Origin of the sequence: Curtobacterium sp. UNCCL20, from assembly GCF_900101675.1 — a bacterium.
In the GTDB taxonomy this organism is placed as follows: domain Bacteria; phylum Actinomycetota; class Actinomycetes; order Actinomycetales; family Microbacteriaceae; genus Curtobacterium.
In genome coordinates, this window is the sequence record NZ_FNKG01000002.1 from 403,032 (window position 1) to 421,073 (window position 18,042).

The window sequence follows — 18,042 nt, forward strand, 5'->3', positions numbered from 1 at the left end:
CATCGCGGTCGTCGTACGACGTCGACGATGTCGTTCCGGGTCGTCCGGTCCCCGGGGTTCCGTAGGGTGGCTGCATGCGACTGCTGCTCATCCGCCACGGCCAGACCCCTGCGAACGTGAACGGCGTCCTCGACGCCGCAGTCCCCGGGCCCGGCCTCACCGAGCTCGGGCAGCAGCAGGCCGACGCGCTGCCGGCCGCCCTCGCCGACCGGGGCATCGAGCGGCTCTTCACCTCGTCGATGGTCCGGACGCAGATCACGGCGGCACCGCTCGCCGCCGCACTCGGCCTCGAGCCGGTGGTGCTGCCCGGCCTCCGCGAGATCGAGGCCGGCGACCTGCAGGGAGCGCACGACAAGGTCTCGGTGCAGACGTACATCTCGACGGTGCACGGCTGGTCGCTGGGGGACCGCAGCACCCGGATGCCCGGCGCGGAGCGCGGTGACGAGTTCTTCGCCCGCTACGACGACGCGGTCCGCCAGATCGTGGCGACCGGCGTCGACGTGGCCGCGGCGTTCAGCCACGGTGCGGCGATCCGGACCTGGGCGAGCGCCGCGTCGCAGAACACCCCCGACGAGTTCGGCACGCAGCGGCACCTCGAGAACACCGGCATCGTCGAGGTCGAGGGATCGTTCGAGGACGGCTGGCGCCTCGTCGACTGGGAGGGTGAGCCCATCGGCGGCGAGCAGCTCATCGACCGGACGGCGCAGGACCCGACCGGCGAGCGGTTCTGAACAGACCGGACGACGGACGGGAGGCGCGGTGCCAGCTGGCACCGCGCCTCCCGTCCGTTGCTGCGTGCGTTACGCGAGCTGCGACGCGGACGTCAGCGGCACGATCACGCCGTGCGACTCGCGCAGGACGTCGAGCGTGCGCTGGACCTCGTCCGCGCGCTCCTCGGGGCTCCAGCCGAGCGTCGACGCCAGCACGTCGGCCAGCTCGTCGAGGAGGTCGATCGTGACGCCGCCGACGAACGCGAGGTTCGTGCGACGCAGGACCACGTCGATCAGGTGCACCGCCTGCTCGTGCTGCGCGAAGTAGGCGACCTCGGCACGGGTGAGCGACGGGTCCGACTCGAGCGGGTCGACCGGGCCGTCCACCAGGACGTCGACGACCTCGGCGGCGCGGGTGCCGTAGCGCTCGAGCAGTGCCTCGACCACGGACTCGTCGAGCCCGTCACGGTGCGACTTGATCCAGAGCGCACGCTGGGCGTCGGTCGTCGGGAACTCCTTGCCGCCGCCGATCGGCATGCCGGTCGTGTCGACCGTGCGGGCGACACCGAGCTTCGTCGTGGCCTCGGTCGACAGGTGCGCGGCGAGGGCGCGGAACGTCGTCCACTTGCCGCCGACGAGCGACAGCACGGTGCTGCCCGGCAGCCCGGCGATCGGGGTGTCCACGATCCGGTAGTCGCGGGAGACGAAGCCGGGGGCGGTGTCCTCGTGACGGGGGAGCGGACGGATGCCGGAGTAGCTGTAGACGATGTGGTCGCGGGTGACCTCGATCTGCGGGAAGACGTGCTTCACGAGCCCGAAGAAGTAGTCGATCTCCTCGTCGGTGGTGGTGACCGGCTTCGACGGGTCGGCGTCGATGTCGGTGGTGCCGATGAGGACCCGGCCCTTGAGCGGGTAGATGAGGACGATGCGGCCGTCGTTGTTCTCGAAGAACAGCTCGCGACCCTTGGTCGCCTCGAGCAGCTCGTCGTTCTGCACGACGATGTGGGAGCCCTTCGTGCCGCCCATGAACTTCGTCTCCCCGCCGAACGCGCCGTTGGTGAGGTCGGTCCAGGGGCCGGAGGCGTTGATGACGACGTCCGCGGTGAACACGAACTCCGAGCCGGTCTCGCGGTCGCGGAGGACGACGCCGCCGTCGCGGGTGCCCGCGGCCTCGACGTAGTTGGTGGCGCGGGCGGTCGCGGCCGAGCCGGTCCCGGTGCCCGCTGCCAGGCCGTCCTTGAGGACGTCGAGGGCGAGACGCTCCGGCTCGTGCACCGACGCGTCGTAGTAGGTGCCCGTGTACTTCAGGTCCTTGTTGAGGGCCGGCATGTCCTCGAGCGCGGCCTTCTTCGTGCGGAAGACGTGCTTCGGGACGGAGCCGCCGTCGCGCGAGAAGGAGTCGTAGATCGTCATGCCGATCTTGATGAGCATGGCGCCGCGCTCCTTCGTGGAGCGCTGCTTGTGGGTGAGCATCCGGAGCGGCGCGTTCATGATGCCGGAGAACGTCGAGAAGATCGGCATCGTCGTCTGCAGCGGCTTGACGTAGTGGGGGGCGATCCGGATCAGGCCGTTGCGCTCCTGCACGCTCTCGCGGACGAGGCGGAACTCGCCGTTCTCGAGGTAGCGGATGCCGCCGTGGATCATGTGGGACGAGGCCGCGGACGCACCGGAGGCGTAGTCGCCGCGCTCGACGAGGGCGACGTCCACCCCCTGCAGGGCGAGGTCGCGGAAGGTGGCGATGCCGTTGATGCCGCCACCGACGACGAGGACCTGTGCGTTCGGGCGCTCCGTGAGCGCGTTCACCGTGTTCCGGGGCTGCGTCTTCTTCGACATCTGCTGCGTCGCTTCCTTGGTCGGTACTGGGGGTTCGACATCGATCGTGCGCCTCGGTGAGAGGTCGGGCAACTCGCGTGCACGAACGTGCAGCACACGTGTCGCGCAGGCAGGATCGGGGACCTGGAGGCGCGACAGGGGTTGCAGAGGCCGTGCACGTCCGTGCATGCTCAGTTCCCATGAGTGATGCAGCGCAGCCGATGCGAACGCAGCAGGCGCTGCGCGCCGCACACCTGTACTACCTGCAGGACCTGACGATGGACGCCATCGCCGACGAGCTCGGCACCTCGCGCTCGTCGGTCTCGCGCCTGCTGAAGTACGCCAGGGACACCGGGCTGGTCGACATCCAGATCCGATCGCCCCTCGACCAGGCCGCTGCGCTCAGCCGGAGCATCCGATCGCGGTTCGGCGTGCACGCGCACGTCGTCCCGGTGCCGGACCACACGAGCGACGTCGACCGGCTCGAGCGGGTGGCGCTGTCCGCCGCGCGCATCCTCACGCAGTACGTCGAGTCGAACATGGTGATCGGCATCTCGTGGGGATCGACGGTGAGTGCGGTCAGCCGGTACCTCGTACCGAAGACCACGCACGGTTCGACGGTCGTGCAGATCAACGGCGCGGCGAACACCCGGACCACCGGCATCGTCTACGCGTCCGAGATCCTCCGCCGGTTCGGCGAGGCCTACGGCGCGTTCGTGCAGCAGTTCCCCGTGCCGGCGTTCTTCGACGACCCCTCGACGAAGGAAGCGCTGTTCCGGGAGCGCTCGATCCGCCGCGTCCTCGACCTGCACGAGCGGATGGACCTCGTCGTGTTCGGCGTGGGGGCTCCGCAGGCGCCGGTGCCCTCGCACGTGTACTCCGGCGGCTACCTCGACCCCGAGGACCGCGACGAGCTCACGAAGGCCCAGGTGGTCGGCGACGTCTCGACCGTGTTCTACCGCGCCGACGGGTCGTGGAAGGACATCGGCGTGAACGCCCGCGCCGGTGCGCCCGACCTCGACACCATCAAGCGCGCACCCCGCCGGGTCTGCGTCGTCGCAGGTCGCTCGAAGGCAGCGTCGCTGCGTGGAGCACTGGCCGCCGGGCTCATCACCGACCTCATCCTGGACGAGAGCGTCGGGCAGGCGATCCTGCAGCCCTGAGTCACGATCTGATCTACTTTGTCGGTGGTGCCGGGTACGTTCCGGTGCATGGTGCCCACCAACGAAACCCGCCGACCGGCGACCGCGGAGATCGACACGATCCCGTCGTCCCCGGACACCGGCGACGTCGACGAGCGCGCTACCGGCCGGTACTTCCGGCGGCTCGTGGGCACCGACGTCCACCAGGCGCTCGCGTTCTTCGGCAGCGACTACGACTTCCGCGCACCACGGGTCCGACGGACGCACCAGCAGGCGCACTGGGACTTCGCCGGCGTCGGCGACGACCGGATGTCCCTCCGGTCGTCGCGCTTCCTGGTCGACCTGCAGACCGACAGCCGCACGGACGGCGAGTTCCTCGTCGCGTGGATCCGCGGTGGCAGCAGCACGCTGACGTACGGGGGAGAGTCGTACGACCTCGAGCCGGGCGTCCCCGTGGTCCTGCCCTTCGCCGAGACGTTCGAGCTGCACCACCGCGACATCGCGATGAACCTCGTGCAGCTCGACAGCGACTTCGTCCGGTCGATCGTCGGCGAGGACGACTTCACGTTCGAGACCCTCCGTCGTCCGTCCGCCGAGGGCATGCGGGCGTGGCAGTCCGTGGTCCGGGGGTACGCCTCCACCTGGCTCGACGTCGACCACGAGCTGACACCCACCGCCCAGCGGGACATCACCGAGGCGTTCGCCACCGCGGCGATCGCCGCCTTCCCCCAGCGCAGCCCGTGGCGGTCGACCGTGACCGGCAGCGGTCCGGAGCACGAACGCCTCCGCCGGGCGCTCGAGTACGTGCACGACCACGCGCGCGAGCCCATCGGCACGCCCGAGATCGCCGAGGCGGCCGGCCTCAGCCCGCGCGGCCTGCAGCAGTCGCTCCGACGACACCTCGACCAGACCCCCGGCGAACTCCTCCGCGGGGTCCGGCTGGACGGCGCCCGCGCGGACCTCGTGCGCAGCGACCGCGACGAGACGTCGGTCGCGGACGTCGCCCGGGCGTGGGGCTTCGGGCACCTCGGACGCTTCTCGGCGACCTACCGCGCCCGCTTCGGTGAGCTGCCGAGCGAGTCGCTCCGCTCGCGCTGAGCTCTGCCCTCGGTAGCGTGGCGGCATGGACACCGTCGTCGCCGCCCTTCGCTCCGCCCTCCACGACGAGGACGGCACGCTCGTCCTGACCGACCCCGCCGCGCTCGACGCGGCACGGACGGACAAGTCCGGGTGGACCGCACCCGGCGGACCCGTCGCCGTGGTCGAGGCCCGAACCGTCGAGCACGTCCAGGCGACGCTCCGGACCTGTTCGGCGCTCGGCGTCCCCGTCGTGCCGCGCGGCGCCGGCACCGGGCTCGCCGGCGGCGCGAACGGCACCGCGGGCAGCGTCGTCCTCAGCGTCGCCCGGATGGACCGCATCATCGGGGTCTCGACCGAGGACGAGTTCGCGATCGTCGAACCGGGCGTGCTGAACGGCGACCTCAACGCGGCGGTCGCCGAGCACGGGCTGCGGTTCGCCCCGGACCCGGCGAGTGCGGCGATCGCGAGCGTCGGCGGCAACATCGCCACGAACGCCGGGGGCCTCCGGTGCGTGAAGTACGGCGTCACCCGCGAGGCGGTGCTCGGACTCGACGTCGTGCTCGCCGACGGCCGGCTCGTCTCCACCGGCCACCGCACGGTGAAGGGCGTCACCGGCCTCGACCTGACGGCGCTGCTCGTCGGCTCCGAGGGCACCCTCGGCGTGATCGTCGGGGCGACCGTGCGGCTGGTACCGGTGCCCGCGGGCGAACCGGCCACGCTCGGTGCGGTGTTCCCCTCGGTCGAGGCGGCCGCACGCGCGGCGGCGCTCGTCGTGACCGAGGCGGAGCGGCCGTCCACCGTCGAGCTGCTCGACGCCGCCGCGCTCGAGGGGATCGCGGCGTACCTCGGGCCGGACGTGATCGCGCAGACCGTGGGGAGCACCGCGGCGGGGGAGGTGTTCCTCCTCGTCGAGTACGACGGCCCGGGCGCGACTGAGGCGGCGCTGGGAGCCGCTCCGCGCCTCCAGTCCGAAGGCGGCACCGTGCACCTGGCCGGCTCGGCCGCCGAGCGCGAGCGCCTGCTGACGATCCGTCGGTCGTTCCACCCGGCGATGGAGGCGCGGGGCCGAGTGCTCATCGAGGACGTCGCCGTGCCGCGCAGCCGGCTCGCCGAGATGTTCGCCCGCGTCGAGGCGATCGGCGACGAGTACGGCATCCGGATCCCCACCGTCGCCCACGCGGGTGACGGCAACCTGCACCCGAACTTCGTGTTCGAGGGCGACGAGGTCCCGCCGCACGTGTGGGAGGCGGCGGATGCGATGTTCCGCGCGGCGATCGAACTCGGCGGGACGCTGACGGGAGAGCACGGGGTCGGGGTGCTCAAGCGCCGGTGGATCGGCGACGAGCTCGGTGACGACCTGCTCGAGCTGCAGCGGGGGATACGGCGGGTGTTCGACCCGGCCGGGATCCTCAACCCGGGCAAGGTGTTCTGACGCGCGCACCGAATTCGGTGGGACCGTTCCGCGTCTTTTCTCGAGATCATTCGGCCGCAACACTCCCGTAACGAATCCGGTGCTCAATGGTGGGGACGAGAGCACCGCCCACGAAGGAGTCTGCAATGCGTATCGGCGTCCCCACCGAGATCAAGAACAACGAGTTCCGCGTCGCCGCCACCCCCGCCGGGGTCGCCGAGCTGGCGCTGCACGGCCACGAGGTCCTGGTGCAGGCGGGAGCGGGTGACGGATCGTCCTTCCCGGACGCCGAGTACGCCGCCGCCGGCGCGACCATCGTGCCGACCGCCGCCGAGGTGTGGGCCCAGGCCGAGATGATCATGAAGGTCAAGGAACCCGTCGCCTCCGAGTACGCCTCGATCCGGCCCGGGCAGGTCCTCTTCACCTACCTGCACCTCGCCGCGGACCGACCCCTCACCGACGCGCTCATCGACTCGGGCGCCACCGCGATCGCGTACGAGACCGTGCAGCTGCCCGACCGGTCGCTGCCGCTGCTGTCCCCGATGTCGGAGATCGCCGGGCGCCTGTCCGCGCAGGTCGGAGCGAACCACCTGATGCGTGCCCACGGCGGTCGCGGCCTCCTGCTCGGCGGCGTCCCCGGCACCCCGAAGGGACGCGTCGTCGTCATCGGCGGCGGGGTCGCGGGGGAGCACGCCACGACGATGGCGCTCGGCATGGGCGCCGACGTCACCGTGTTCGACATCAGCCTGCCGCGGCTCCGCGCGCTCGACGCCCGGTTCGACGGACGGGTCACGACGCTGCGGTCCTCGTCGCACGCGATCGCCGAGGCACTGCGCGACGCCGACCTCGTCATCGGCTCGGTGCTCATCCCCGGGGCGTCGGCGCCGAAGCTCGTGACCGACGCGATGGTGGCGGACATGCGCCCCGGATCGGTCCTCGTCGACATCGCCATCGACCAGGGCGGCTGCTTCGAGGGCTCGCACCCGACCACCCACGACGACCCCACCTTCGCCGTGCACGACACCGTGTACTACTGCGTGGCGAACATGCCGGGAGCCGTCCCGCGCACCAGCACGATCTCGCTGACGAACGCGACGCTGCCGTACGCCGTCGCGATCGCGAACCGCGGCTGGGAGGACGCCACCGCGGCGGACCCGGCGCTCGCGCTCGGGGTGAACGTGCACGCGGGGCGGGTCGTGAACGAGGCCGTCGCGGCGGCGCACGGGCTGGCGGTCGCGGGGCGCTGACGCGCGCGGTGCGCGACGCGCGGGCGCGCGGGCGCGCGGCGCGCCCCTGGGCCGAGACTCGGGCTGAGCGACGTTTCTCGCGGTCACGACCCCGAGAGCTGTCGCTCAGGCCGAGACTCGGACCCCGCCGGCCCCGACGCGCGCAGCCGCGCCGCGCCACCCGACCCGGGCCCGCACCACGACGGTCACGACGACCGCCGCAGCCGCAGCCACCACCGCCGCGACCGCGGTCGGCGTCGACACGAGCGGCCCGTCCAGCCGAGCGACCGCGACCCACGCCAGCCCCCACGCGAGCGAGGCGACGGGCCCCAGGCGTCCCCGGCCCCACACGGCGAGCAGGACCCCGACGAGCCCGGCGACCGCCGCGACGAGCACGCCCCAGACGTCCTGCGAGAGCCCGAAGCCGCGGAAGCCGGCAGCCGTGAGGACCGCGGCGGTGTTCGCCGCCGTCGCGACGCACACCCACCCGAGGTACAGCCCGAACGTCCCGTCGGTGACGATCGCCCCGACGATGCCGGCGGGGCGGGTGCGCCGCAGGATCCGGAACGTCCAGACCAGCACGACGAGCAGTGCGACGATGATCGGCTCGCTCAGCCACAGGAACCCGAACTGCACGGACAGGATCCACGCCGCGTTGAGCAGCAGGGACAGGATCGCGGGCACGGCCAGCTGCGCGTGCCGGGCGTCGTCGGCGGTCCGGAAGCACTGGCGCACGGCGTACGCCAGCAGTCCCACGTAGATGACGCTCCAGATCGAGAAGGCCGGCCCGTCCGGTGCGATGGCCGTGGAGGACGCCGAGAGCGCCCCGCCCGCGGCGTCCTGGATGGGGGTCCCACCCGCGGCGCCGGAGCCCACGAACGCACCGACGACCGCGACCACGGCGCTCACCGCGACCGCGATCCGCTTCCAGATCTTCTGCATGGCAGTCCCTTTCGTCAGCATGCTGATGACCTGCACGGTAGGCGGACGGACGGGTGGTCCGCGCAGCCCACGCTCAGGAACGGGCGACTGCCTGGAGGCACGGCGCACCCCCGCCTCGCGCGTCGCGCCCCGCAGACCGTCCCGCTGCGTACGGTGGGGTCGTGAGCGTCGAGCTGAACACCGTCTACGTCGACCGGATCGCGCCGATCGCGAGTCCCTCGTTGGACGACACCTTCCGGATGCTCGAGGACCAGGGCGCCAGCGCGTGCATCGTGCTCCACCAGCCCGACGCCGAGGAGCTGGGCGACGTCGCGGTCGCCCTCGGCCTGCACGAGCTCGCGGTCGAGGACTCCGCCGAGGGGCACCAGCGCCCGAAGCTCGAGCGCTACGGCTCGACGCTCTTCGTGGTCCTGAAGCCCGCGCTGTACAACGACACGGCGGAGGAGGTCGAGTTCGGCGAGGTGCACGCCTTCGTCGGCGAGGAGTTCTTCCTCGCGGTCGTGCAGGCCGACCCGCGCGGCAAGCAGACCGTCCCGCGGGCCCTGCAGCGGATGAGCGGCAAGCCGGGTCTCGTGACGGTGGGTCCGCAGGCGCAGCTCTGGGCCCTGATGGACTCGATCGTCGACGGCTACATGCCGGTGATCGACGGGCTCGAGGAGGACATCAACCAGATCGAGGACCAGTTGTTCGCGGGCGAGGCCGGGGTCTCCCGTCGCATCTACGAGCTGTTCGGCGAGGTCGTGGACTTCCAGCGTGCGGCCCGACCCCTCGTGTACATGATCGAGAACCTGCACCGCGGCGCCGAGAAGTACCACCTGCCGGTCGAGATGCAGCGACGGTTCCGGGACGTGCTCGACCACGCCATCCGGACGGTGGAGCGTCTGGACACGTTCCGGCAGCTGCTGCAGAACGCCCTGACGGTCGACTCGACCCTGGCGGCGCAGAAGCAGAACGACGACACGAAGCGCATCTCGGGCTGGGCGGCGATCCTGTTCGCTCCGACGCTCATCGCGGCCGTCTACGGGATGAACTTCACGCACATGCCGGAACTGCAGTGGCGGTGGGGGTACCCGCTGGCGCTGGTGGCGATGGTGGCCTTCGCGGCCGTGCTCTGGATCGTGTTCAAGGTCAAGCGCTGGTTCTGATCGCGGGGGAGCCCGACCTTGTGCCGCGCGTCGGGTTGCTGGGAGCGCTCCCAGACCGGGAGACTTGACGCGTCACCGCCGCGACTGGAGCACCGATGCCCGACGAACTCGTCCACCTGACCGCCGGGGGCGTCTCCCTCGTCCTCGACTGCCGCGACCGGGCACTGCCCGCCGTCGTGCACTGGGGCGCGGCGCTCGGGCCGCTCGACGACGCCGAGCTCGTGGCGCTCGCCGCGGCCGACGTCGCACCGGTCGCCCAGAACGAGGTGGACGTGCCGGTCCGGCTCGCGATCCTGCCCGAGCCGCACCGCGGGTGGACCGGCCGACCGGGGCTGTCCGGGCACCGCGACGGACGGGACTGGTCGCCGGCCTTCACGGTGTCGACGCTCGACGTCACGGACACGAGCGTGACCGTCGAGGCCGAGGACACCACCGCGGGGCTCGCGCTCCGGCTGACCGTCGAACTGCTGGCCTCCGGGCTCGTCCGCACCCGCGCGGCCGTCACGAACACCGGTGCGGGGACCTACACGGTCGACGACCTCACCCTCGCCCTGCCGATCCCGTCGCACGCGCGCGAGGTCCTCGACTTCGCCGGACGGTGGGGCAAGGAACGCACACCGCAGCGTCGCGAGCTGGTCGTCGGCACGCACGAGCGCGAGGGACGCAAGGGTCGCACCGGCGCCGACGCCGCGACCGTCCTCAGTGTCGGTGAGCCCGGGTTCGGCTTCGCCCGCGGCGAGGTCTGGGGCGTGCACACGGCGTGGAGCGGGAACCACCGGCACACGGCCGAGCGACTCGCCACCGGACGGCAGGTCGTCGGCGGCGGCGAACTGCTGCTGCCCGGCGAGGTCCGGCTCGCCACCGGTGCGACGTACGAGGGACCGTGGCTCTACGGCGCGTACGGCGACGGCCTCGACGACCAGGCACGGCGGTTCCACCGCTGGCTCCGGAGCCGACCGACGCACCCGCGGACCCCGCGACCGATGACGATCAACGTCTGGGAAGCGGTCTACTTCGACCACGACCTGGCCCGGCTGACCGACCTCGCCGAACGCGCCGCCCGGCTCGGGGTCGAGCGGTACGTCCTCGACGACGGCTGGTTCCGGCACCGCCGTGACGACCACGCCGGGCTCGGCGACTGGTACGTCGACGAGGACGTCTGGCCGGAGGGCCTCGGGCCGATCGTCGACCGCGTCCGTGCGCTCGGCATGGAGTTCGGCCTCTGGTTCGAGCCCGAGATGGTGAACGAGGACAGCGACCTCGCCCGCGCGCACCCGGAGTGGATCATGCAGGCGGACGGTCGCCTGCCGCTCCGGTCCCGCGACCAGCAGGTCCTCAACCTCGCCGTGCCGGAGGCCTTCGCGTACGTGCTCGAACGGATGACGGCGATCATCGGCGAGTACCGGGTCGAGTACGTGAAGTGGGACCTCAACCGCGATCTCCTCGAGGCGGGTCGCCCGGGCGGCGGTGCCGCGGTGCACGAGCAGACCCTGGCGGCGTACCGGCTGATGGCGACCCTCAAGGAGCGGTTCCCCCGGCTCGAGATCGAGTCCTGCTCGTCGGGCGGCGCCCGTGTCGACCTCGGGGTCATCGAGCACACCGACCGCGTGTGGGTGTCGGACGACATCGACCCCCTCGAGCGACAGCAGATGCACCGCTGGACGCAGCAGCTCCTGCCGCCGGAGCTGCTCGGTGCACACATCGCGAGCAGGAGGAGCCACACGACGGGGCGCGTGCACGACCTGGCGTTCCGAGCGGGCACGGCGATCATCGGGCACCTCGGCATCGAGTGGGACCTGACCCAGGCGACCCCCGACGAGGAGCGCGACCTGGCGACCTGGATCGCGCTCTACAAGGAGCTCCGGTCGCTGCTGCACGGCGGCGACCTGGTCCGGATCGACGAGGTCGACGACACCCGTCTGGTGTACGGCACGGTCGCACCGGACAAGCGCCGCGCGCTGTTCTCCTTCGTGAGCACCGGACGGTCCGAGGTCTCCGGCACCGGCCGCATCCGGTTCCGCGACCTCGATCCCGGAGCCTCGTACCGGGTGGACCCGGTGGTGATCGGCGACGACTCCGGCATCGTCGCCCCGGACTGGTGGTCCGGGGACCGCGTGTTCCGCGGGCGCGTGCTCGAGACGGTCGGCCTGCAGCCGCCGCTCGTCCCGGCCGACTGCGTGGTGCCGTTCCGTCTGACGGCGCTCTGACCGCGCGTCCGACGGGCCTGGAGGCGCGGCCCGGCTCACCGGTCCCGCCCAGGTCCCGCACATGGTCGCCCCATGGAACCTGGACAGGATCACAGGAACGCGTCGGTCCGGCGCGTGCATCCGGAAGGACCTCCCCGTGCAGTGCCCCAACGACCAGGCCACCCTCGTGATGTCGGAGCGATCCGGCATCGAGATCGACTACTGCCCCGTGTGCCGGGGCGTGTGGCTCGACCGCGGCGAACTCGACAAGATCGTCGAGCGCGCATCGGCCGGTCCTGCGCCGATTCCCGCGCCGGGCGTGCCGTCGCAGCAGCCCCTGCCGGGCTCCGGGTACCCGCAGCCCGGGTACGCCCCCGGGATGGCCGTGCCGCGCAACGGGTACGCGTCGCCGCGGTCGCCCGGCTCGCCGTCCTCGTGGGACAAGCAGGCCGGACGCGGGTACGGCCAGCAGTACGGCCAGCCCGGGTACGGGCAGCAGTACGGCCAGCAGCAGCACGGCCGCGGCGGGAAGCGCCGGGGCAACTGGCTGAGCGAGCTGTTCGACTGAGCCGGACCGTCCGTCCGCGCGTCGTCGTGTGACCGGCTGCGCCGAGGGGAGCCGATAGGCTCCACGTCATGCCGCACACCGGACACGCGACACGTGCGACCCCTGTCTGGGCCCTCAAGCTCGCCGTCGTCACCGGCCTCGTCGGCATCGCGGGCGGCATCGCCGGCGTCTCTGTCTGGCTCGCGCTGCAGCTCATCCAGTTCGTCGCCTTCGGGTACGGGTTCGGCGGCCACCACGAGGCCGCGGACGCCCCGTCGGCACTGAACCGTTTCCTCGCGCTCGTCGCCGCGGGCGTCCTGACCGGCGTCGCGTGGTGGGCCCTCCGACGGTGGGGTCGGCCGATCGTGTCCGTGCCCGCTGCGGTCGGCGGCAAGCGGATGCCCGCCCTCGCCACCGTCGCGAACGCCGGCGTGCAGATCCTCGCCGTCGGCCTCGGCGCCTCGATCGGCAAAGAGGTGGCGCCCCGCGAGATCGGTGCCTGGCTGTCCCAGCTCGTCACCGCCCGGGCCGGCCTGACCGCCCGCGAGACGAAGATCCTCGTCGCCTGCGGAGCGGCCGCCGGCCTCGCCGCGGTCTACGACGTCCCGCTCGGCGGCGCGCTGTTCGCCGTCGAGGTGCTCCTCGGGGAGCTGACCTTCGCGACTGCGCTGCCGGCCTTCGCCACGAGCGCGGTCGCCGCGCTGGTCGCCCGGCTCGTCATCCCGGACGAGGTGCTCTACCACGTGCCCGCGATGCACCTCTCGCCGTCCCTCATCGTGTGGGCCGTGATCGTCGGCCCCGTGCTCGGCTTCGCGGGGGTCGGCTTCGTCAAGCTCACCAACCGGCTGCAGGGCATCGCCCCGAAGGGCTGGCACCTGCTCGTCGTCCTCCCCGTGGTGTTCGCGATGGTCGGGCTGATCGCCGTGCCGTTCCCGGAGATCCTCGGCAACGGACGCGCGCTGGGGGTCGTCGCGATGAACACCTCGCTCCACGCCGGCACCGTGATGGGACTGTCCCCGATCCTCTTCCTGCTCGTGCTCGGGGTCATCCGCACGATCACGACCGCCGCCACGATCGGCGCGGGTGCGGTGGGTGGCACGCTCACGCCGTCGATCGCGATCGGCTCCGCGGTCGGCGGAGGACTCGGCGGCCTCTGGCTGCTGCTGTGGCCGGCGGACGGTCCGAGCCTCACTGCCTTCGCCTTCATCGGCGCCGCGGCGTTCCTCGCCACGACCATGCGGGCGCCGTTCACCGCGCTCGTGCTCGTGGTCGAGTTCACGCAGCAGGGGACCGACATCCTGATCCCGTCCCTGCTGGCGGTCTCCGGGTCGGTCGCGGTCGGCTACGTGCTCGCCCGCCGTCGCAGCGCCCAGATGGTCTGACGGACGACGCCTGAACAGTTCGTGACGATCCGGCACGGGCAGCGTCGGACCGGCCTACGATCGGCCGCAGACGACGGGGCACCGGGCTCCGCGCGACGCGAGGAGCAGCCGATGGCGGGGTTCGACGACATCACGAAGAAGGCACAGGAGTTCCTGAAGGACGGCAAGGTCCAGGACGCCCTGAAGAGCGAGCAGGCCGAGGGCATCAGTGACAAGGTGCTCGACGGGGTCGCCGACGCCGTGAAGAAGGCGACCGGCGGCAAGTTCGACGACAAGATCGACGGCGCCCGCGACTCCGCGGACAAGCACGTCGGCAACCAGTAGCCCATGTGACCCGAACGGCCCCGGACCACGTCGGTCCGGGGCCGTTCGCCGTCGGCGCGTGCTCCTGACTGGACGCCGGGCCGCCGGCGGACCACCATTGACGGGTGACTGTCGTGGCGCCGAACCAACCGCTCACCGAGTCCGAGGTCGAGGCGATCAAGCAGGACTTCCCGATCCTCCAGCAGGAGGTGAACGGGTTCCCCCTCGCCTACCTCGACTCCGGTGCGACCGCCGAGCGACCCCGGCAGGTGCTCGACGCCGAACGACACTTCCTCGAGCACGACAACGCCGCCGTGCACCGCGGCGCGCACACCCTCGCTGCGCTCAGCACGGACGCGTACGAGGACGCCCGGACCACCGTCGCCGGCTTCATCGGTGCGGCCGCCCCGACCGAGGTCGTCTGGACGTCGAACGCGACCGACGCGCTCAACCTCGTCGCGTACGGCATCGCGAACGCCAGCCGCGGCCGCGGGGGAGCGGACGCCGACCGCTTCCGGATCGGCCCCGGGGACGAGGTCCTCGTCACCGAGGCCGAACACCACGCCAACCTCGTCCCGTGGCAGGAACTCGCCGCCCTCACCGGGGCGACGCTCCGCTGGGTCCCCGTCGCGGACGACGGCACCTGGACCGCCGAGGACGCGGTGGCCCTGATCGGTCCGCGCACCAGGATCGTCGCCTTCGCCCACGTGTCGAACGTCACCGGCATGGTCGCCCCCGTGTCGGCCGTCGTCGCCGCCGCGCACGCGCACGGAGCCCTGGTGGTCCTCGACGCCTGCCAGTCCGCGCCGCACCGGCCGCTCGACGTGCAGGCGCTCGGCGTCGACTTCGCCGCGTTCTCCGGGCACAAGATGCTCGGCCCGAACGGCATCGGCGTGCTCTGGGGTCGCCGGGAACTGCTCGACGCCCTGCCGCCGTTCCGCACCGGCGGCTCGATGATCTCCACGGTGACGATGGAGCACAGCGAGTTCATGCCCGCCCCCGAGCGGTTCGAGGCCGGCACGCAGCCGGTGTCCCAGGCCGTCGCGCTCGCCGAGGCGGTCCGGTACCTGCAGGGCATCGGCATGGAGCGGGTCCGTGCGCACGAGGAGCACCTCGCGCGCCGACTCCTCGACGGTCTCGCCGCGGTCCCCGGCATCCGCGTCGTCGGCCCGCCCGCCGCGGTGCCGCGCTCCGGCCTGGTGTCGTTCGACGTCGACGGTGTGCACGCCCACGACGTCTCCCAGTACCTCGACGCGCAGGGTATCGCGGTGCGCTCCGGCCACCACTGCGCCCAGCCCCTGCACCGCCGGCTCGGCCTCGTCGCCACCAGCCGCGCGAGCACGTACGTGTACACGACGGAGCAGGACGTCGACCGCTTCCTGCGAGCCGTCGGCGAGATCCGCGGGTACTTCCGCGTCGAGGGGGCGTCCGCGTGAACGCGCTCGACTCCCTGTACCAGCAGGTCATCCTCGACCACGCCAAGTCCCGGCACGGCGACGGCCCGCTCGAGGCCGCCGACGCGTCGCACTTCGAGCGGAACCCCACGTGCGGTGACGAGATCACCGTGCGCGTCCGGCTCGAGCCCGGGACGGACCGCATCGCCGAGCTCGCCTGGCAGGGGGACGGCTGCTCGATCTCGATGGCGTCGGCCTCGGTCCTGACGGACATGGCGGTTGGCCGGACGGTCCCCGAGCTCCTGGCACTCACCGACGCGTTCCGCGCGATGATGCGGTCCCGCGGCGCGGGCGAACCCGACGAGGACGTCCTCGAGGACCTCATCGCCTTCCACGGCGTCTCGAAGTTCGTCATGCGCGTCAAGTGCGGCATGCTCGCGTGGGTCGCGGCCGAAGCCGCCGTGCGCGAGGCGACCGCACGCCCCTGACGTGACCAGCAGACGGCCTGGAGGCACGGTGCGGGCCCGCCCCGCGCCTCCAGGCCGGTACTCGACCGGACGCGCCGACAGGCGCATGATCGTCGGGTGCAGTACACGACGCGGTTGCTGACGGAGGAGACCTGGCCGGACTTCGCCGCGCTCGTCGAGCGCAGCAACGGCATCTGGGGCGGCTGCTGGTGCATCGGGTTCCACCCGGACGCAGCGGCGGTCCGAGCCGACCCGACGGTGCGCAACGAAGACGCGAAACGACGACACGTCCGCCGCGGCACGAACCACCAGGTGCTGGTCTACGCCGACGGCACCGCGGTGGGCTGGTGCCAGTTCGGCCGCCCTCCGGAGCTGCCGAACGTGCAGAACCGGGGAACGTACGAGCGTGGTGCGACGACACCGCCGGACTGGCGGATCGGCTGCGTCTTCGTGGAGTCGCGCCACCGCGGGCAGGGTGTCGCCCGCGCCGCGGTCACCACCGCGCTCGACGAGATCCGCGCGGCCGGCGGCGGAATCGTCGAGGCGTACCCGGAGCAGACCGTCGACCGGCCGCCGCAGCGCGGGGCGTACCTGCACACCGGTCCCGAGGAACTCTTCACCGCGTTCGGGTTCGTCCGTGACCGTCGCATCGCGAAGTGGCGATGGGTGATGCGGGCCACCGTCTGACCCGCGTCACGGTTCGTCACCGTGCGTGACGGACGGCGGCCGCCGACGTAGCGTCGCGACCGTGACCGACCCGAAGCAGCGACAGATCCGGTTCAACGCGTTCGACATGAACTGCGTGGCGCACCAGTCCTCCGGGCTGTGGCGGCACCCGCGGGACCGCTCCCGCCACTACAACGACCTGTCCTACTGGACCGAACTGGCGAAGACGCTGGAGCGGGGTGCGTTCGACGGCATCTTCATCGCCGACGTCCTCGGCACGTACGACGTGTACGGCGGGACCGACGAGGCGGCGCTCCGCACCGGGTCGCAGGTGCCGGTGAACGACCCGATCCTGCTCGTCTCGGCGATGGCGTCGGTGACCGAGCACCTCGGCTTCGGGATCACCGCGGGCACCGCCTACGAGCACCCGTACCCGTTCGCCCGCCGCATCTCGACGCTCGACCACCTCACCAAGGGTCGCATCGGCTGGAACGTCGTGACCGGCTACCTGCCGAGCGCCGCACGGAACATGGGACAGACCGACCAGCTCAGCCACGACGACCGGTACGACGTCGCCGACGAGTACCTCGAGGTCCTCTACAAGCTGTGGGAGGGCTCGTGGGAGGACGACGCCGTCGTCGCGGACCGCGAGACCGGGGTGTTCACCGACCCGTCGAAGGTGCACCCGATCGAGCACCACGGGGAGCACTTCGACGTCCCCGGCATCCACCTCGCCGAGCCGTCCGTCCAGCGCTCGCCCGTGATCTACCAGGCCGGGGCGTCGCCGCGCGGAGTCCGGTTCGCCGCCGAGAACGCCGAGGCGGTGTTCGTCGGCGCACCCACGATCCCCCAGCTCGCGGCCACCGTCGGCAGGATCCGCGACGCCCTCGAGGCGGCCGGCCGTGACCGGTACGCGGCGAAGGTGTACACCCTGCTGACCGTCATCACGGACGAGACCGACGAGCTGGCACAGGCGAAGTACCAGGACTACCTGTCGTACGCCTCGGAGCTCGGCGCCCTCGTGCTCAACTCCGGGTGGATGGGCGTCGACCTGTCGCAGTGGGACCTCGACGAGCCCCTCGGGGACGTCGAGTCGAACGCGATCCAGTCGGTCGCGGCGAACATCGCGAGCGCCACCGGCGAGGACGGGTCCGCCTGGACGATCCGGGACCTGGCCCGGCACACGGCGATCGGCGGCCTCGGCCCGGTGGCGGTCGGCGGCGGGGCGACCATCGCGCAGCAGCTCGTCGACATCCAGGAGCAGACCGACGTCGACGGGTTCAACCTGGCGTACGCCGTCACGCCCGGCACGTGGGAGGACGTGATCGAGTTCGTGATCCCGGAGCTCCGGGCGCGAGGTGTCTACCCCGATGGCTACGAGGCGGGTTCGCTCCGCCACAAGCTGCACGGCCGGGGCGACCGGCTGCCCGCGGAACACCGTGGCGCCTCCTTCCGGATCGTCAGCGAGGCGGTCGTAGGCTGACCGGGTGATCGGCCCCTCCCGCGACGCGACCGTCGTCCGTCTCGCGACCCGGGGTGCGGCCGAGGCGTGCGTGGACCTCTGGGCCGCCGCCGTCGCCGCGCGGGACGGTGCGGAGGAGTCCGAGGCCGTCCGTGCCCGTGCACGGG

General features: G+C 72.1%; 16 protein-coding genes. 14 read left to right on the forward strand and 2 right to left on the reverse strand.

Annotation, left to right across the window (positions count from 1 at the left end):
* The first annotated feature begins 74 nt into the window (after positions 1-74).
* Positions 75-731 (forward strand): histidine phosphatase family protein, encoded by a 657-nt coding sequence (locus tag BLT36_RS11200; protein ID WP_092095190.1) that lies wholly within the window; start codon positions 75-77, stop codon positions 729-731.
* A gap of 69 nt (positions 732-800) precedes the next feature.
* Here BLT36_RS11200 and BLT36_RS11205 read toward each other — a convergent pair whose 3' ends face one another.
* Entirely contained in the window at positions 801-2,543 is a 1,743-nt protein-coding gene (locus BLT36_RS11205) for a glycerol-3-phosphate dehydrogenase/oxidase (protein WP_092095191.1), read from the reverse strand.
* 179 nt (positions 2,544-2,722) lie between these two features.
* Here BLT36_RS11205 and BLT36_RS11210 point away from each other — a divergent pair, with 179 nt between their 5' ends.
* The 4 genes from BLT36_RS11210 to ald all read left to right on the forward strand — a co-directional run bounded on the left by BLT36_RS11210 (position 2,723) and on the right by ald (position 7,402).
* A complete protein-coding gene (locus BLT36_RS11210; RefSeq protein WP_254787579.1) occupies positions 2,723-3,685 on the forward strand; it encodes a sugar-binding transcriptional regulator in 963 nt (320 codons plus the stop codon).
* A 48-nt stretch (positions 3,686-3,733) separates the two neighbouring features.
* Positions 3,734-4,762 (forward strand): helix-turn-helix transcriptional regulator, encoded by a 1,029-nt coding sequence (locus BLT36_RS11215; protein WP_092095195.1) that lies wholly within the window; start codon positions 3,734-3,736, stop codon positions 4,760-4,762.
* Positions 4,763-4,787: 25 nt separating this feature from the next.
* Complete coding sequence (locus BLT36_RS11220; protein WP_092095196.1) at positions 4,788-6,176, forward strand: FAD-binding oxidoreductase; 1,389 nt, start codon at positions 4,788-4,790, stop codon at positions 6,174-6,176.
* A 125-nt stretch (positions 6,177-6,301) separates the two neighbouring features.
* On the forward strand, positions 6,302-7,402 hold the full coding sequence (gene ald / locus BLT36_RS11225) for an alanine dehydrogenase (RefSeq protein WP_092095198.1): 1,101 nt from the start codon (positions 6,302-6,304) through the stop codon (positions 7,400-7,402).
* A gap of 105 nt (positions 7,403-7,507) precedes the next feature.
* Here ald and BLT36_RS11230 read toward each other — a convergent pair whose 3' ends face one another.
* Positions 7,508-8,323, reverse strand: a complete 816-nt coding sequence (locus tag BLT36_RS11230; protein WP_092095199.1) for a tryptophan-rich sensory protein — start codon at positions 8,321-8,323, stop codon at positions 7,508-7,510.
* Positions 8,324-8,484: 161 nt separating this feature from the next.
* Here BLT36_RS11230 and BLT36_RS11235 point away from each other — a divergent pair, with 161 nt between their 5' ends.
* The 9 genes from BLT36_RS11235 (at position 8,485) to BLT36_RS11275 (ending at position 17,896) form a co-directional block, all read left to right on the forward strand.
* Entirely contained in the window at positions 8,485-9,468 is a 984-nt protein-coding gene (locus BLT36_RS11235) for a magnesium and cobalt transport protein CorA (protein WP_092095201.1), read from the forward strand.
* A 95-nt stretch (positions 9,469-9,563) separates the two neighbouring features.
* Entirely contained in the window at positions 9,564-11,675 is a 2,112-nt protein-coding gene (locus tag BLT36_RS11240; RefSeq protein ID WP_092095202.1) for an alpha-galactosidase, read from the forward strand.
* A gap of 136 nt (positions 11,676-11,811) precedes the next feature.
* Positions 11,812-12,222, forward strand: coding sequence for a TFIIB-type zinc ribbon-containing protein (locus BLT36_RS11245; RefSeq protein WP_092095204.1), 411 nt, complete (start codon positions 11,812-11,814; stop codon positions 12,220-12,222).
* Positions 12,223-12,290: 68 nt separating this feature from the next.
* Positions 12,291-13,583, forward strand: a complete 1,293-nt coding sequence (locus BLT36_RS11250; RefSeq protein WP_092095205.1) for a chloride channel protein — start codon at positions 12,291-12,293, stop codon at positions 13,581-13,583.
* A 111-nt stretch (positions 13,584-13,694) separates the two neighbouring features.
* Positions 13,695-13,907: an Rv0909 family putative TA system antitoxin gene (locus tag BLT36_RS11255; RefSeq protein WP_092095207.1), complete on the forward strand. Its 213-nt coding sequence runs from the start codon at positions 13,695-13,697 to the stop codon at positions 13,905-13,907.
* A 113-nt stretch (positions 13,908-14,020) separates the two neighbouring features.
* Positions 14,021-15,322, forward strand: coding sequence for a SufS family cysteine desulfurase (locus BLT36_RS11260; protein WP_092095208.1), 1,302 nt, complete (start codon positions 14,021-14,023; stop codon positions 15,320-15,322).
* Positions 15,319-15,768 carry a Fe-S cluster assembly sulfur transfer protein SufU gene (sufU, locus tag BLT36_RS11265; RefSeq protein ID WP_092095210.1) on the forward strand — a complete coding sequence of 150 codons (450 nt, stop codon included), beginning with the start codon at positions 15,319-15,321 and terminating at the stop codon, positions 15,766-15,768. Before BLT36_RS11260 ends, sufU begins: the two co-directional genes overlap by 4 nt.
* A 96-nt stretch (positions 15,769-15,864) precedes the next feature.
* Positions 15,865-16,434, forward strand: coding sequence for a GNAT family N-acetyltransferase (locus BLT36_RS11270; protein ID WP_217638295.1), 570 nt, complete (start codon positions 15,865-15,867; stop codon positions 16,432-16,434).
* A gap of 61 nt (positions 16,435-16,495) precedes the next feature.
* A complete protein-coding gene (locus tag BLT36_RS11275; RefSeq protein WP_302847117.1) occupies positions 16,496-17,896 on the forward strand; it encodes an LLM class flavin-dependent oxidoreductase in 1,401 nt (466 codons plus the stop codon).
* Positions 17,897-18,042: the final 146 nt, after the last annotated feature.

Excerpts from the sequence above, each read along its gene's own strand:
- BLT36_RS11200 (WP_092095190.1), top strand. The coding sequence starts at position 75 with ATGCGACTGCTGCTCATCCGCCACGGCCAGACCCCTGCGAACGTGAAC.
- BLT36_RS11205 (WP_092095191.1), bottom strand. The coding sequence starts at position 2,543 with ATGTCGAAGAAGACGCAGCCCCGGAACACGGTGAACGCGCTCACGGAG.
- BLT36_RS11210 (WP_254787579.1), top strand. The coding sequence starts at position 2,723 with ATGAGTGATGCAGCGCAGCCGATGCGAACGCAGCAGGCGCTGCGCGCC.
- BLT36_RS11215 (WP_092095195.1), top strand. The coding sequence starts at position 3,734 with ATGGTGCCCACCAACGAAACCCGCCGACCGGCGACCGCGGAGATCGAC.
- BLT36_RS11220 (WP_092095196.1), top strand. The coding sequence starts at position 4,788 with ATGGACACCGTCGTCGCCGCCCTTCGCTCCGCCCTCCACGACGAGGAC.
- ald (WP_092095198.1), top strand. The coding sequence starts at position 6,302 with ATGCGTATCGGCGTCCCCACCGAGATCAAGAACAACGAGTTCCGCGTC.
- BLT36_RS11230 (WP_092095199.1), bottom strand. The coding sequence starts at position 8,323 with ATGCAGAAGATCTGGAAGCGGATCGCGGTCGCGGTGAGCGCCGTGGTC.
- BLT36_RS11240 (WP_092095202.1), top strand. The coding sequence starts at position 9,564 with ATGCCCGACGAACTCGTCCACCTGACCGCCGGGGGCGTCTCCCTCGTC.
- BLT36_RS11250 (WP_092095205.1), top strand. The coding sequence starts at position 12,291 with ATGCCGCACACCGGACACGCGACACGTGCGACCCCTGTCTGGGCCCTC.
- BLT36_RS11255 (WP_092095207.1), top strand. The coding sequence starts at position 13,695 with ATGGCGGGGTTCGACGACATCACGAAGAAGGCACAGGAGTTCCTGAAG.